Annotated in this window: 20 protein-coding genes and 1 pseudogene; 13 read left to right on the top strand and 8 right to left on the bottom strand. The window is 44.8% G+C overall.

Going from position 1 to position 12,855, the window contains the following annotated elements:
* From ABIB18_RS21655 to ABIB18_RS21620, 8 genes and pseudogenes are all read right to left on the bottom strand, one after another.
* Nucleotides 1-63: hypothetical protein (locus tag ABIB18_RS21655; RefSeq protein WP_223226699.1), on the bottom strand; the 63-nt coding region annotated here is incomplete at its 3' end.
* Nucleotides 64-126: 63 nt separating this feature from the next.
* Nucleotides 127-1,170 (bottom strand): hypothetical protein, encoded by a 1,044-nt coding sequence (locus ABIB18_RS21650; protein WP_354475661.1) that lies wholly within the window; start codon nucleotides 1,168-1,170, stop codon nucleotides 127-129.
* A 413-nt stretch (nucleotides 1,171-1,583) separates the two neighbouring features.
* Nucleotides 1,584-1,784, bottom strand: a pseudogene (locus ABIB18_RS21645) (replication protein P); the annotation flags it as partial.
* A 209-nt stretch (nucleotides 1,785-1,993) separates the two neighbouring features.
* Nucleotides 1,994-2,497, bottom strand: coding sequence for a hypothetical protein (locus ABIB18_RS21640; protein WP_210507508.1), 504 nt, complete (start codon nucleotides 2,495-2,497; stop codon nucleotides 1,994-1,996).
* A gap of 295 nt (nucleotides 2,498-2,792) precedes the next feature.
* Nucleotides 2,793-3,779, bottom strand: a complete 987-nt coding sequence (locus tag ABIB18_RS21635; RefSeq protein WP_210507509.1) for a PDDEXK family nuclease — start codon at nucleotides 3,777-3,779, stop codon at nucleotides 2,793-2,795.
* Between the two features lie 135 nt (nucleotides 3,780-3,914).
* Nucleotides 3,915-4,616 (bottom strand): replication protein P, encoded by a 702-nt coding sequence (locus ABIB18_RS21630; protein WP_354475659.1) that lies wholly within the window; start codon nucleotides 4,614-4,616, stop codon nucleotides 3,915-3,917.
* Nucleotides 4,613-5,446, bottom strand: a complete 834-nt coding sequence (locus tag ABIB18_RS21625; protein WP_354475657.1) for a helix-turn-helix domain-containing protein — start codon at nucleotides 5,444-5,446, stop codon at nucleotides 4,613-4,615. The genes ABIB18_RS21630 and ABIB18_RS21625 overlap by 4 nt, the downstream gene beginning before the upstream one ends.
* Nucleotides 5,447-5,485: 39 nt before the next feature.
* The gene (locus ABIB18_RS21620) at nucleotides 5,486-5,707 is read right to left on the bottom strand and encodes a transcriptional regulator (protein WP_354475655.1); all 222 of its coding nucleotides are present in this window, start codon (nucleotides 5,705-5,707) and stop codon (nucleotides 5,486-5,488) included.
* 117 nt (nucleotides 5,708-5,824) lie between these two features.
* Here ABIB18_RS21620 and ABIB18_RS21615 point away from each other — a divergent pair, with 117 nt between their 5' ends.
* The 13 genes from ABIB18_RS21615 to ABIB18_RS21560 all read left to right on the top strand — a co-directional run bounded on the left by ABIB18_RS21615 (nucleotide 5,825) and on the right by ABIB18_RS21560 (nucleotide 12,791).
* A complete protein-coding gene (locus ABIB18_RS21615; RefSeq protein ID WP_354475668.1) occupies nucleotides 5,825-6,505 on the top strand; it encodes a S24 family peptidase in 681 nt (226 codons plus the stop codon).
* 310 nt (nucleotides 6,506-6,815) lie between these two features.
* A complete protein-coding gene (locus ABIB18_RS21610) occupies nucleotides 6,816-7,124 on the top strand; it encodes a transcriptional antitermination N peptide (protein ID WP_354475653.1) in 309 nt (102 codons plus the stop codon).
* Nucleotides 7,125-7,234: 110 nt separating this feature from the next.
* Nucleotides 7,235-8,722, top strand: a complete 1,488-nt coding sequence (locus tag ABIB18_RS21605; protein ID WP_354475651.1) for an SIR2 family protein — start codon at nucleotides 7,235-7,237, stop codon at nucleotides 8,720-8,722.
* Between the two features lie 82 nt (nucleotides 8,723-8,804).
* Nucleotides 8,805-9,023 (top strand): hypothetical protein, encoded by a 219-nt coding sequence (locus ABIB18_RS21600; RefSeq protein ID WP_069729677.1) that lies wholly within the window; start codon nucleotides 8,805-8,807, stop codon nucleotides 9,021-9,023.
* Nucleotides 9,024-9,079: 56 nt separating this feature from the next.
* Nucleotides 9,080-9,352 carry a hypothetical protein gene (locus ABIB18_RS21595; protein ID WP_354475649.1) on the top strand — a complete coding sequence of 91 codons (273 nt, stop codon included), beginning with the start codon at nucleotides 9,080-9,082 and terminating at the stop codon, nucleotides 9,350-9,352.
* 186 nt (nucleotides 9,353-9,538) lie between these two features.
* A complete protein-coding gene (locus ABIB18_RS23820; protein WP_122983653.1) occupies nucleotides 9,539-9,745 on the top strand; it encodes a ParE family toxin-like protein in 207 nt (68 codons plus the stop codon).
* A 104-nt stretch (nucleotides 9,746-9,849) separates the two neighbouring features.
* Complete coding sequence (locus ABIB18_RS21590) at nucleotides 9,850-10,074, top strand: hypothetical protein (protein ID WP_069729679.1); 225 nt, start codon at nucleotides 9,850-9,852, stop codon at nucleotides 10,072-10,074.
* A gap of 137 nt (nucleotides 10,075-10,211) precedes the next feature.
* Nucleotides 10,212-10,415, top strand: coding sequence for a hypothetical protein (locus tag ABIB18_RS21585; RefSeq protein ID WP_069729680.1), 204 nt, complete (start codon nucleotides 10,212-10,214; stop codon nucleotides 10,413-10,415).
* Complete coding sequence (gene gamL, locus ABIB18_RS21580; protein WP_354475647.1) at nucleotides 10,412-10,774, top strand: host nuclease inhibitor GamL; 363 nt, start codon at nucleotides 10,412-10,414, stop codon at nucleotides 10,772-10,774. Before ABIB18_RS21585 ends, gamL begins: the two co-directional genes overlap by 4 nt.
* Complete coding sequence (locus ABIB18_RS21575; protein ID WP_279810552.1) at nucleotides 10,771-11,001, top strand: ANR family transcriptional regulator; 231 nt, start codon at nucleotides 10,771-10,773, stop codon at nucleotides 10,999-11,001. Before gamL ends, ABIB18_RS21575 begins: the two co-directional genes overlap by 4 nt.
* Nucleotide 11,002: 1 nt before the next feature.
* Nucleotides 11,003-11,209 carry a hypothetical protein gene (locus tag ABIB18_RS21570; protein WP_354475645.1) on the top strand — a complete coding sequence of 69 codons (207 nt, stop codon included), beginning with the start codon at nucleotides 11,003-11,005 and terminating at the stop codon, nucleotides 11,207-11,209.
* 227 nt (nucleotides 11,210-11,436) lie between these two features.
* Nucleotides 11,437-11,640: an excisionase gene (locus ABIB18_RS21565; RefSeq protein WP_069729684.1), complete on the top strand. Its 204-nt coding sequence runs from the start codon at nucleotides 11,437-11,439 to the stop codon at nucleotides 11,638-11,640.
* On the top strand, nucleotides 11,604-12,791 hold the full coding sequence (locus ABIB18_RS21560; protein WP_354475643.1) for an Arm DNA-binding domain-containing protein: 1,188 nt from the start codon (nucleotides 11,604-11,606) through the stop codon (nucleotides 12,789-12,791). The genes ABIB18_RS21565 and ABIB18_RS21560 overlap by 37 nt, the downstream gene beginning before the upstream one ends.
* Nucleotides 12,792-12,855 lie beyond the last annotated feature (64 nt).

Below are 12,855 nucleotides of genomic sequence, written 5' to 3'. Positions count from 1 at the left end.
GAACTTTTGCTTTGCCACGGAACGGTCTGCGTTGTCGGGAAGATACGTGATCTGATCCTTCAACTCAGCAAAAGTTCGATTTATTCAACAAAGCCTATTATATCAGTAAGGAAACCTTTTAATAAACTAGTGATTATTTAATTTAAACTTATATTTAACCTCCATAAAACAAATAAACTCAATTATGCTTTTCTCAATCGCCTCTAAAATATGAGTGTATCCATCCCTGCTTAAGGATCTATCCAATGCAAAGTGATGAACTATTCCATGCCTATATTGTATGATTTCAGAAATTTTATTTTCTAAAAAATTAATTGACTTCCCTATTCTCTTTTTCTTAAAAAGAATTGCTCTTACATCAATACCCAACCATTCTTTATAAGCCTTATTAAGTTGATCAAGGTTTTGAAAAGTGAAATTTCTTGCGATTACACTTTCTATAGACAGAGTTCCTTTTTCAATTTCTAGCAAGACGTCAAAATCAAATTTTTGCTTATGCAAAGCCCTCTTTTTTATTGCTAAGGGGTCGTATTTTATGAGGACTTGAAAAGCTTGAGAAAAAAAGTATTCAAACATTGCAACCGCAAAGGGAACCAAACCATTATATATGACCCTGCTCGGATCCATACTTTGCATCAAATCAAAAAAATCTGACGAACTGCCATCTTCTGGAGGATTTAATTTAATTGAAGATTCGGGTAAGGCATGCTTAACGGAGGAAATTTCTTGGCTAATATGATTATAGATTGATGAAATCCCCCTACTTATCGGTGTGCTAGAATCTTCCCATAAAGGTGCATATCTATTTCTTCCATAATCACCTATAATAGTCCCGCCAAAAAGTTTTCTTGCTCCTTTAAGAACATCGTTAAGCATTTTCACATCATACCAACTGGCACTATATAAATTACGCACATGCAATGCCCATTTATTTCCAGAAATATCTAGTTCGTCATCTGATGTAGGATAAATATCAGCCGATACTCCATCAATTGATTTGAAATCATTGTAATCAAACCAAGAATAATTCAAGGTTCCTTTTGGCCAATTCCAAAGATGCTTACACTTTTCGAAACCCAAGCTCTCAAGATAATTTTTAAGTTCATCTCTCGTTGCCTTCTTAGGATGCAAGGTTAAATCTCTTCCCATATTTTTTCCTATTTTGTTCACATTAAAATCAATCGTTGATTAGGGGATCATCCTTACATTGGTCGCTTTGATGATTCAACAATTTTTTAACACATGACGTTCGCTTATCGCTCAGGCTGTGTGAAAACTTTAACTAAATATTTAGGACGCACGTCTAATTGATAGTTGCCGCCGTTTCCTAAGTAAGCTCTTGCAGATTAAACGCAATGCGCTTACTACGGTTCTTATTGTGTTTTACTTAAAGCTAAACTGGGTTTAACACAGTCTTTACCTTTACCGAAAGTTCACTTCAACGCTTCGTGCAACTCTTTTTTGAGCAAAACCATAATCTGCCCAATATGTGCCAGCGCCTTTTCAACGCTTACTGGCACCGCCACTTTTTCAATCTGAACTATAGGCGCTGGAATGCACTCGCCTTACTTAATCCGTTTGGGCTACTTATACAGCTCGGTGCGGCAATTTCCACGCAGCTCTGACTCACTCAGCCCTTTTACGCGCATCTGGTTGTAGAGGGTTGTAACCAACCAGTAATGTGCATTGGCTTGCCATGGGTACGCCTCTGGTAAGGTATACAGGCGTCGCGCGCTGTTGCGCATGATCACGCCATACAAAGCATGTTCATCCGACGAACCTGCAGCACCATGTTCACCGTCCCTTCAACAGCGGATCAATCGCCCGGTGGATAGTCAGAAATCTGGTCTGCTGGTTCGCGACGTTTAATGATATCTATTGGATTCAGTCGTGATATCAATGGACGCTTGAACTGTAACCAAAATGAATACTTCCCATGTGGTAATTCAAGCACCCATGATAAATCAGCCACTTTACCTACAACTCAGCAGGCTTATGGAAACACTGGTAAAAACACTGAGCCAGCAACAAAAATGCTTATCACTACAATGACAAAGAATGCATCAACAAAAGGTATGCGTGGTATACTTGATTTATTAGCCGATGTAGGGTCGTATTGCTTTGAATATATTCTTACCTCACAACCATATGTAATAACGATAATTGAAAGGCCAATTAGAAACCCTAACGCGCCATGAACTACGGTTTGTTGTACATCCGGCTCCTGTAGTATTTTTTTTATGCTCTCAAGTAAAGCATACAAAAGAGGCAAGACAGCATAAAACCAGTCAAAGCTGAATTCACGGGCTTTAGCCCTGAAGTAGGTTAAAATCCAGAGGCATAGAAACACATTTAAGCCTACTATACATTTATCAAAATCCCTATCCATGATTAGGTTCATTGCTGTGGTAATGCAAAAAATCAGCACAATAATTACATTCGCCACTTTTGACAGAACAATTCTTTTCACAAAACTCTTAACAACCTGCCGTAACATAAAAATTCCTTTTTTTAAATGATTATTAAACTCTTAGCTTTGTATTTACGTACCAATTTTATCTGACCCCACTTAATCTCGGTTGTAATTCTTAGTTAAATGATTATTTTAAGCAGAAAGGATTAATCATTTCTGATACCGCTCTTATGCTTTAAGAATTTAGTGCAGTGTACTATGAATGCGGCCAATCATGGCTCTTTGCTGCACCTTCACCCTACAGTGACTTTCATAAAGTACTGATGGATGCGAGATAAACCCTTTAACGGGTTATCAAATTATCCATTGATCATTCACTTTAAATTTTTTCGACAACAAATCCATCCTGCCTGAAAAAGTTAAGAACTCTGTCAATATTCACTATGCCCCATTGATTTGATATTACAACGAGCTCACCAGATGCAAGTTTTATAGCGTCATTCATATGATAACGATTTTTTCTGCCATCACTTACAGAACCTGCCAAGGTAATCGTTCTGTTCTTTATAACGCCTTCCAGCTTGCGTTTAATGTCTTCAAGGCTGGCTGGGTTTTCTTTTTCAATCCAGTCAGTGAAAATCTCCAAAGCTAACTTTCTTTTATTTAACACTAAGCCTTTGTATTTGTAGCTTGAATAATCCTTTTCTGTTTTACTCAAGCTAGCGATTTGCTCTGTCCTTTTTTCTCTGAACCTTACTTGATATTCATTTAGCTCAGGCACAGGTATAATCTGCTCAGCATTAATTAAAACCTCCCCTTTAAAATTATATGGGGTAATTTTAACACAGCTAATATCAACGCCTTTATCTCTTAACCAAATTGCTGTTGTTGTAAGCTCTTTGCTAAATCCTCCAGATGCCAGAATAATTCTCACATCTTTTCCGAACTCGACAAGCTCAGTGTCCTGAAGTTCGACAAAATCTAAAATGCTCTCCCTAGCATCAATGTCAAATCCATTTTTTGAGAGATAATCCTGATAATATTCACATGCTTTTGAAAAGCTCATTGTTGAAATCATCGAGGCATATCGCAGTGCCTGAAGCTCCATATGAGCGCCAAACTCATCTCGTTTTAATTCAATGACTACCAAGTTTGCCTGTTTATCGATTGCCAGAATATCGATTCTGCGACGGCTATCTTCCCAATCAGAAAACTCTTCAGCAATGACGAGACAATCGGGAGCCAAAATGGCAATATTATTCTTAATTGCTTCCTGTAAATCATAACGCTCTTGTAGCCCTTCGATAGTGAACGTTGTTCTATCTAAAGGCGTTAACGTCTTGTTTGATATGTTATATAGAGCCACATAAACTCCTTTTTATGTAATGGTGACTTCGCAATGATTATATAGCGGTTATTTGAAGTGAATATACATTCCTTCCCGACAGGAATTCAATTGAAAAATTAATATTTTAAAGTACAGAGATCTGCATCCACAAGCTTAGTGCCGGATACCTTTAGCCTTTAACATCGCTTTAATCCTCATGATATGTTCAAGAGCCGTATCAGTACTTACTGGCACATACAGCTTTTCAACCAGAGGGCGAGGTGGCGGAATGTATTCACCAGCCTTAATCCGTTTGGCCATCTTATGCAATTCGGTGCGGCATTTTCCACGCAGCTCTGACTCGCTCAGCCCTTTACCGCGCATCTGGCTGTAAAGGGTTGTGACCAACCAGTAATGGGCATTAGCTTGCCATGGGTAGGCCTCGGGAGAGTTATAGAAGCCACGTCGCGCGCTGTAGCGCATGACCATGTCATACAGTGAATGTTCATCCGGCAAACCCGCAGCGCCACTTTCGCCGTCCCTGCACCAGCTGATGAACTGTCCAGGTGATGGCCAGAAAGGTGAGCCGCTTGCACGGGCACGCCTCATCCCTGCCGATAGCTGCTGCTTTGAGGTTATGCCGTTTTCAATGAACGCGGCTATCCACTGGCGCTTCGCTGCTGCCTCATCCCGTGGGTCTTTCAACGTGGTGCTGATGGATGCCGGAAATACCAGCTTCAGACTGCGGAAAAGTATATCCACCAGCAGCTCGACGGATGAATCAACGCCACGGCTGTCCTTCGGTGAAAGGGTGCCTGCCAGGTCTGAGACCTCGACTTGCTGCTGCGCGTCGAAAACTGCTTCGCGATTCGTCATAAGAAATTGTTCTCCCACTCGCTGAGATCGTTCCAGTGCGGCTGATTTGCACCGTCTGGCGGTGGCTGACAGCGCCAGACGCCTTGTTTATTCTGGTAGCTGAGCTTCTGGCTGGCCGTGATAAACCAGTTTTTGGGTTTTTCATGAGAAAACTCGATATCGAGTTTCTGCAGCTCGTAAACCAGGTCCACATTTGCGTAAAGCTTCTGCCACGATGCGAAGTCTGCGTGGTTAAGCTTCACGATGTTGCCTTCGAATGCGTATCGCGATCGGGGCACGCATTCCGCATTCGTTGCGTCAGCAACGGGTGTTATGTTTTTAGGTTCTTTGACTGGTTCAAAAGAGTGACTGGTTATGGGGTCAGCTCCTGCCCCACCCCCTCGGGCAGCTCCTGCCTCACCCCCGGTCAACTCCTGACCTACCCCGGTCAACTCCTGACCTACCCCGGGCAGATGCTGACCTACCCCCCGGTCAGCTCCTGACCCACCCCGGTCAGAATCTGCCCCACTGGTTTCTCTCCTTTCTTCCCTGACTGAATCTACCTTCGAAACGACCTCCACCGGTTTATCCAGGGTAATGTGAAACAGATTCGACTGGTTTAGCACACCATTTTTACGAAACTCTCGGCGCACGAGGCCCATGTTCTCCAGCTCTTTGATATGGCTTTTAACTGTCGATCGGCCAATCTCACACTGGTCAGCGATATGTTGATAGGAAGGCCAGCATTCACCTTTATCATTCGCGTTGTCTGCAAGCTTAATCAGCACCAGCTTTCGGATGGGATTTCCTACTTTGATGCTCATAGCCTTAGTCATGAGTGTCACGCTCATAACAGCTCCGTTTAGAAATTGTTTTTTGAATTTCCCCGACTAGGCGCGTGAATCAAAAACCAGACTTTCTTTAGTTACCGGTTTCCTTGAGGTGAATTCTGCTGAGGCCTTCTCAATCTCAACAGCTTTTGAGGGAGAGGCCTTCCTGAAACCGTAAGCCAGCTGATCCAGATAACCTACAGTCGTCATTGCCTTACTCGCTAATAACGCCCACTCTTCCTTGCTAGCATCTTTGCGCCAACGCAAAAGTTCATTGTTCATTCGATAGGCTCCTTTGCCTTAAAAATGATGACACTTTATCAATTAGATAAATTTCAGGCAACTAAATTTATCTTTTTGAACATTTATCATGAAGATAAATCATGTGAAAATTTAAAGATGGAAAACAAAGAGATTAGAAAGGTAAACCTGTTAAAGCTTCTAAATGAACATTTGCAGCAAACCGATGCGACTAAGGCTGGCTTTGCAGAGCAGTGTGGACTGAACCCCGCCCAACTCAGCCAGGTATTAGGCAATGAGGCATTTAGAAATATTGGTGACAGGCTTGCCCGCCGGATTGAAAGTTCACTAAAGCTTCCTACGGGATGGCTGGATAGCATTCATCCTGACAACATCCCAGAAGATGAGATTGAGATTGCAGGCGCACCTGCCAGCGGCTTTGTACGAGTGGTGGGAGAAGCTTTACTGGGCACAGATGGCTCGGTGGATATGATGGAGCTTCATGCCGGATGGTTATGTATATGTAGCAAGGACCAGGAAGCTTTTGGGCTGAAAGTGAAAGGCGATAGCATGTGGCCAAGGATTCAATCAGGTGAGTTCGTCGTAATAGAACCCAATACGCCTGTTCAGGTCGGAGATGAAGTTTTCGTAAGGACCAAGGACGGGCGTAACATGATAAAAATTTTTAATAAAACTCGAGACGGATCTTATCTTTTTACAAGTGTAAATAGCCAGCATCATCCAATCACCTTGGCTCCAGACGAGGTTGAAAAAATCCAATATGTTGCAGCAATACTAAAGCATACGCGTTTCCTGGAACACCTTAGTAAAGCCAGTTAACCGCCTTCGCTCCCCCCCTTCACAAACATCCTTTTCTCGAAACCTTCTCAATGCAGGTTTCGAGATAAATCAAAACCCTATAAATCAAATAGATATATCAAAGATCAGGTTATTTATCATTTTGATATTGACTTAAATTTATCATGTAGATAAAGTCAGTTTTGAGCAGGGAAATCCTATCAACCTGCATGACATCAAGCTCTTTAACAACGAGCGGGAAGCTCTACGAAGGGTGCCGAGAACGCACCGAACCTCAGGTTACTGAGTGCATTGTTGCGACAGTGCAGCCAGTAACTTAACGGAGGGATGTATGGCGAAAATCAGCTATGGCAGATCTGTTAAACCTGTGGTGAAAGACAACGCCCGGGCACGCCGGCATATGCGTCGCATGCTTAATGCAATTGAGTGCCGCAAAATTGAAGAGAAACAGGCTGATCGGTTTGGATATGAGCAGCCTGAGAAGTCCACCAAGTTGAAACAAGTCAGAACAGATTCTCGCTTATCACGAGTAGAAAAGGCCCTTTCCATAAGGTCATCCAAGACCTATGACAGTTTAGATAATTGCTGTTTGCCAAGGGTCGCGATATTCTCAGTTAAGAGAATAAAGAGAAATACCTAAAAAGTTAGAGTAAAAAGACCTGATCAGCGCAGCTAAAAGTAACACTTCATATCTACTTTCTTCCTAACTTACTGAAAAATATTATTAATTTCACAAGGACTCAATTGACCATGCACATCCGCGAATTCATATCAGGCTATAAAAACCATCCAGTGCTATTCATAGGTACTGGTTTTAGCCTAAGATATTTGAAAACATCTTTTGGATGGGAATCCTTATTATCGCACATCAGCTATCAACTGACAGATAATGAAGAGTTTTTTCTTGACCTGAAAGCCGACTGCAATTTCGGTGGTGATTACCGATATGATATACTAGCATCAAAACTCGAAGATCAATTCAATGACAGACTATCTAAAGACAGAAGCGGAAAATTCAAAGAAACAAACAATGTTTTTTATGAAAAGATGAAGGAAGGTATTAAACTCAGTCGATTTAAAATTTATATTACATCGCTTTTGAAAACACTAGATACCAAAGATGAAAAAAAAGAAGAGCTCAGCGCTCTCATTAAAGCAAGAAAAAATATAGGTTCCATAATAACCACTAATTACGATCAATTGATAGAGAATATTTTTCAGTTTAATCCACTAGTCGGGAACAACATTTTACTGAGCAACCCCTACGGTTCTGTATATAAAATACATGGTTGTGTAAGCAACCCTGCCAATATAATAATGACCGAACAAGACTATCAGGATTTCGATAATAAATATGAGTTAATTCGTGCTCAGTTGCTTTCTTTATTCATCCACAACCCAATAATATTCATTGGATATAGCATTAGCGACACGAACATCAAGAGCATTTTAAGAACTGTTTTTTCATATGTTGATCCTAAAAGTGATTTAGCTAAAAAGATTAGAGATAATTTTCTTTTAATAGAACATGAGCAAGCCAGTAACTCAGTTGAGATTGTAGAGCATGACATTGATCTTGAAGGAATGGCAACCATACGTATCAATAAAATAAAAACAGATAATTATATGGAGCTTTATGATTCTTTAGCTGATCTAAAACTCCCCGTATCCGCTATGGATATCAGAAAAGTTCAAGATGTTTGGACAACTATTAAAAGTGGTGGAGAGATTAAGGTAAAAATCACAGAGAATTTATCAGAATTATCAAATGATCAGCTAGTAATTGCAGTTGGTTCGGAAAAGACGGTTAGATATGAATACCAAACTAAAGCTGAATTCATTAGCAACTACTTCCAAATAATTGAAGAAGCAAACAGTCAATTAATTGAAACACTGAATAAACAAACGATTTCCACAACTGAGCACTTCCCAGTTTATGCTTTTAGCTCGTTGTGTGGGAATATTGACGGCATTGAAAAGTACAAGCAGCGTCAACTAGATAAAATCTTATCTCAAATGTTAAGGGTAAAGGCTGTATCTAAATGCGGTTATGATAACATTAACGACATTTTAACTTTTGAAACATCAATTGATAAGATAACGAACATAATAATATATCTTTGCTGGGATGACATCATCCCGCTTTCTGATTTGAAAGAATATCTTGTCCAAGTAAGCGAAAAAAACACAACAAATTATCGCAGACTATTATGCCTTTATGATTATCTTTCTTACTAAACTTAAAATCAGACTAAAATCCGACTTGATTAAAAAACCGCCTCAGTGGGCGGTTTTTTTCCGCCCTAATCCGGAGGAATTCATGCACAAAAACAAACCTTCGCGTGTGCTGAGCCAGAAAGAAATGCGCAGCCTCGCTCTTGTTCACGTGCAGGCGTATGTCAATGCCTGTCACTGCCAGTCCCGCCGTGATGTGCTGCTTGCGCTGGCTCACTGGCAGGATGTGGGCGTGAACATGAGTGATTTCATCAGAAATACGCGCCTCATCGTCATTGATGAAAATGGCAAACACGAGCTTTAAGGAGCCGTTCCGCCAGCCCTTAACCGACAGCATATTCACCTGACCCGGAGGTCACCATGCAACATCGTGAGACTGCAGAAAAAGCCACAGAAGCGCTGCTGAATGTGGCTTATCAGCTGTGTTCATTAATAAATATGTTCGAAGCGAGTGAGAAGGAGGGAAAAATCAGTAAAGAAGAAGGAGAAACATACCGGCGCGCCGTAATGGGCTCAATGGATGAATTACTGACTTCCATCCTCACGCCCATTGTCGACATTCACCCTGATTTACGGCCTTCAGGCTGCTGTTGCTGTGCAGATCCAGAGGCCGAAGAAGATAACCAATCATAACGGTGTCTCTCATAACGTAACCATAACCGCCCGCTGTGGCGGTTTTTTTATACCTCAACGGAGACGAGACATGAATATCCCTGCCCGTAATAGCATGTTCATCGGCATACCCGGTTCGCTGAACCGAATGGTGCCTATTGTTCAGAAACTCGCGGCAGCCTGTGCTGCTGAGATGAGGTTGCGCTCATGCCGAAACCTCGTGCTCCGGTAAGGATCAAACAGCGCGCCGAACGGATTATCCATTCATGGCGTGCCGGACAAATCCGGGCGAGGCGAACCTGTCGTGACAGATACCTCACGCTTCGTGTCACCCCGCAATGGCGACTCCTCTCCAGAGATAACGGACAGCATTGGGAGTTGCTCAGTCACGCAGATTATGACAAACAGATTTAAGGCCAGCGCTTCGCTTAAGCGTCCCGCTGGCTTAGGCAGTCAATCATCCATATTTAATCACTGGCCTTCTGCTGAGGACGGGCCAGCGCGATTAAGGAGTAGCCGTGAAAATTGATTACATCACCAATGGTGTGCGTTCGATACTCACCATCAAGAGCTTCATTTTATGCCTTTCTGAGCATATCCGTGTTGTTGAAGCTGCACTGGAAGCCGCCCCTGAAGCTGATGTCACAACTACCGGCATTATTATTCTCCGGACACTGATATCAGGTGATCCGGTGAGTATCTTTGCCGCGCTGAACGCCGCAAGACAAGAGGAGGAGTATTGAACTACCTCCCTTTAACGGGTTGTGGTCTTGTCCGGTAGATTTCCATTTTACCTTCTGGCCACACCTCTTTCTGACAGCCAGCCCGGCTTTTCACTAAGCGTATTCGTTTAACCCAACTGTTCAAAGGACCATTTCCCATGATGCAACCAGCCATCAGGGGCGATGCCGCTTTTGCTCGCCCTTTTCACGCCATCCGCGATATCGAGTTTGCACCGGATAACATTCTGACCGGAGCCAGTTTCGCGTCCTCGCCTCCGCCAGCCCTGCCGCCTCAGCCACCGCTGCTGCAGAAAGGGCTGGACCGCGTAGTTGAAATTCTTCTGCAGGAGGGTAAGCCATGATGCCGTATATCCAGCTGGAGCGCCGCCGGGATGAGCTCAGCGCGGAAGAGCTGGCCATCATAAAACAAGAGCAGTGGATTGATGACGAAACCGCACGGCTGATTCAGCGCTTTCCGCCACAGCTTGCCGGCTTTCGTCACTGGCGGCAGGATCGGGAAGTGAAAGCATGCTGTGAACAGGCCGGTGCCGATGATGTTTATCAGGATTTCATCTGGAAACTGGCTTTCCTGCAGGCGCAGCGCAATTACACACGGTGCCACGCTGATGAACCCGTCCACCAGCCAGAGCGTCTGGCCGGGCGTAACGCCGTATCCTCCTGTCAGGGCACGGTCTGTATGAATCGGGGGATGCCGCAATGAAAAAAGCCGTTTCCCTGCAGAAGCCCATGCCCTATATGCGGCTGGCCAGGATTGCTGCTGAGGCTGAAAATGCCGGTGCTTACGGATTTGCCGCAGCAGCATGGAAAGCAGCGGCCGGGCTGGCCCTGCGTGAGAGCAACAGGCAATGGGCGGAAGAACGCTGCGCGCTCTGTGATAACGCACTCAGGCGCGAATGGGGCGTGATCAAACCTGAGAAGGAGAAATGACATGAATGCCTCTGAGATACCTTATGCACAACTTTGCAGTACAGACTGCAGTCTGTTAGCCATCACGCTGCTGGTATTGCTGACTGTACTCGGGATCCTGATCCAGCTGGCTGTGGTCTTTTCCATCATTCATCTGGTACTGCACGACAGCACCGGCTCTCCTTCACCCGGCCGGGAAAAACATCCGCGTGCCGCAGGTTATTCATGAGGAAAACATCTTATGCAGGTCTGCTCAAATCCGTTCGCCGGTTCGGCTGCATCTTCATGGTTTCCGTAACGATCGGGGCCGGGCTGATGACGGGGCTGCTCTGCGTCGCGGCATCCTTATCTCATGCTGCTCGCGCTTTCCAGCCACTGATGCCGATGCCCGGTCTGTGCCGGGTATCGTTTTGGTAAATCACCACTGCCACGGCAGTTTCACTCTGAGAGGTAAATATGCTGAATCTACAGTGCGTTCCTATTTCTCTTTACTGCAGGGAAACCGGAGAAACCCCGGACGCTATCACCAAACGCGTGCAGCGGGGTTTCTGGCGGGAGGGTATTCAGGTACTGAAAGTCAGCGGCGCTAAGGAACGCTGGATCGATTTGAATGAGGTCAGTAAATGGGCACGACAGACGTCAGACTACCGCGGGGAGTAACCATCCGCCGGCACCGGAATGAAACGACAATAAACATTACCTTTACCTATAAAGGTGTGAAGTGCAGGGAGCCGCTGTCACACCTGACGGTAAATGCCAGGAACATCAGATATGCGGAGAGGTTGCTGGGAGAGATCTACAACCACATCGGAAGAGGAACGTTCAGTTATGCCGATTACTTTCCAAAATCGTCCAAGCTCAGGCTGTTTAGTAAAACCGGTAACGCCTGCCAGGTTAAACACTACCTGAGTGAGTATCTGGCCATCTGTCAGACCCGCAACCTGTCCCCCTCGACAATCCGTGGCTATAAAAAATGCATGGATGCGCTGCGGGATCTGCATGAGGTGCGCGCGGCTGAGCTGACGCCGGCGTTACTGAAAAACTGGATCAAGGCGCAGACCACCGTGCTAAAGACCATCAGGAATCAGCTGTCATTCCTGCGCTCAGCCCTGGATGAAGCGGTAATCGATGGTGTCATTCCGGTAAATCCGGTCACGCTGGTCAAGGCGTCCCGCTACCGGAGCCAGCGTCCGGAGGAGAGCCGGTATGTCGTCGATCCCCTGTCACCCGACGAAGTCAGCGCCCTGCTTCATGCTGCCGGTAATCAGCAATGGGAAAATCTTTTCCGGTTTGCTATCAACACGGGGCTGCGGAGTTCAGAGCTGTGTGCGCTGTCGTGGAAAGATATCGATGCAGAGAAGCGCCAGGCCAGCGTCCGGAACGCCAGCGTGGTTGGCATAATCAAGACCACCAAGACCCGGGCCGGCAGGCGAAAAGTGGATCTGAACGGTGATGCTCTCGCGGCACTCGCCAGTCAGAAAATGTTCACCTTTGAAAAGGGAGAGTTTGTTTTTGAAGATCCGAAAACCGGGCAGCCCTGGGCGAGTGCGGATGCCATACGCAAAAAGGCCTGGGTCCCTACGATTAAGAAGGCAGGCATCCGGTACCGCAATCCCTACCAGACCCGGCACACGTTCGCCACCCGACATATCAGTCAGGGCGCAAACCTTTTCTGGCTGGCTTCGCAGATGGGACATAAAGGACCGGAAATGCTGTTCCGCCACTATGGAGCCTACCTGGAAGAGTATGACGGTCACACGGTTAAAAGAGTGCTGCGCCTCGCAGATAACCCCTCAAAAGGAGCCGCATGAACAGTCGCGTACCCTTTTCAAAAAATACTGCTTTTATTTCATTTAATTACGGAGGGTTCAGCCG

The organism is Pantoea sp. UYEF8 (genome assembly GCF_040546285.1).
GTDB lineage: Bacteria > Pseudomonadota > Gammaproteobacteria > Enterobacterales > Enterobacteriaceae > Pantoea > Pantoea brenneri.
The sequence above is the reverse complement of the archived record's forward strand: the minus strand, read 5'-3'. Positions and strand labels throughout refer to the sequence as shown.

Excerpts from the sequence above, each read along its gene's own strand:
- ABIB18_RS21625 (WP_354475657.1), bottom strand. The coding sequence starts at position 5,446 with ATGAGCGTGACACTCATGACTAAGGCTATGAGCATCAAAGTAGGAAAT.
- ABIB18_RS21615 (WP_354475668.1), top strand. The coding sequence starts at position 5,825 with ATGGAAAACAAAGAGATTAGAAAGGTAAACCTGTTAAAGCTTCTAAAT.
- ABIB18_RS21585 (WP_069729680.1), top strand. The coding sequence starts at position 10,212 with ATGATGCAACCAGCCATCAGGGGCGATGCCGCTTTTGCTCGCCCTTTT.
- gamL (WP_354475647.1), top strand. The coding sequence starts at position 10,412 with ATGATGCCGTATATCCAGCTGGAGCGCCGCCGGGATGAGCTCAGCGCG.
- ABIB18_RS23820 (WP_122983653.1), top strand. The coding sequence starts at position 9,539 with ATGCCGAAACCTCGTGCTCCGGTAAGGATCAAACAGCGCGCCGAACGG.
- ABIB18_RS21570 (WP_354475645.1), top strand. The coding sequence starts at position 11,003 with ATGAATGCCTCTGAGATACCTTATGCACAACTTTGCAGTACAGACTGC.
- ABIB18_RS21620 (WP_354475655.1), bottom strand. The coding sequence starts at position 5,707 with ATGAACAATGAACTTTTGCGTTGGCGCAAAGATGCTAGCAAGGAAGAG.
- ABIB18_RS21605 (WP_354475651.1), top strand. The coding sequence starts at position 7,235 with ATGCACATCCGCGAATTCATATCAGGCTATAAAAACCATCCAGTGCTA.
- ABIB18_RS21610 (WP_354475653.1), top strand. The coding sequence starts at position 6,816 with ATGGCGAAAATCAGCTATGGCAGATCTGTTAAACCTGTGGTGAAAGAC.
- ABIB18_RS21600 (WP_069729677.1), top strand. The coding sequence starts at position 8,805 with ATGCACAAAAACAAACCTTCGCGTGTGCTGAGCCAGAAAGAAATGCGC.
- ABIB18_RS21640 (WP_210507508.1), bottom strand. The coding sequence starts at position 2,497 with ATGTTACGGCAGGTTGTTAAGAGTTTTGTGAAAAGAATTGTTCTGTCA.
- ABIB18_RS21560 (WP_354475643.1), top strand. The coding sequence starts at position 11,604 with ATGGGCACGACAGACGTCAGACTACCGCGGGGAGTAACCATCCGCCGG.
- ABIB18_RS21575 (WP_279810552.1), top strand. The coding sequence starts at position 10,771 with ATGAAAAAAGCCGTTTCCCTGCAGAAGCCCATGCCCTATATGCGGCTG.
- ABIB18_RS21630 (WP_354475659.1), bottom strand. The coding sequence starts at position 4,616 with ATGACGAATCGCGAAGCAGTTTTCGACGCGCAGCAGCAAGTCGAGGTC.
- ABIB18_RS21595 (WP_354475649.1), top strand. The coding sequence starts at position 9,080 with ATGCAACATCGTGAGACTGCAGAAAAAGCCACAGAAGCGCTGCTGAAT.
- ABIB18_RS21565 (WP_069729684.1), top strand. The coding sequence starts at position 11,437 with ATGCTGAATCTACAGTGCGTTCCTATTTCTCTTTACTGCAGGGAAACC.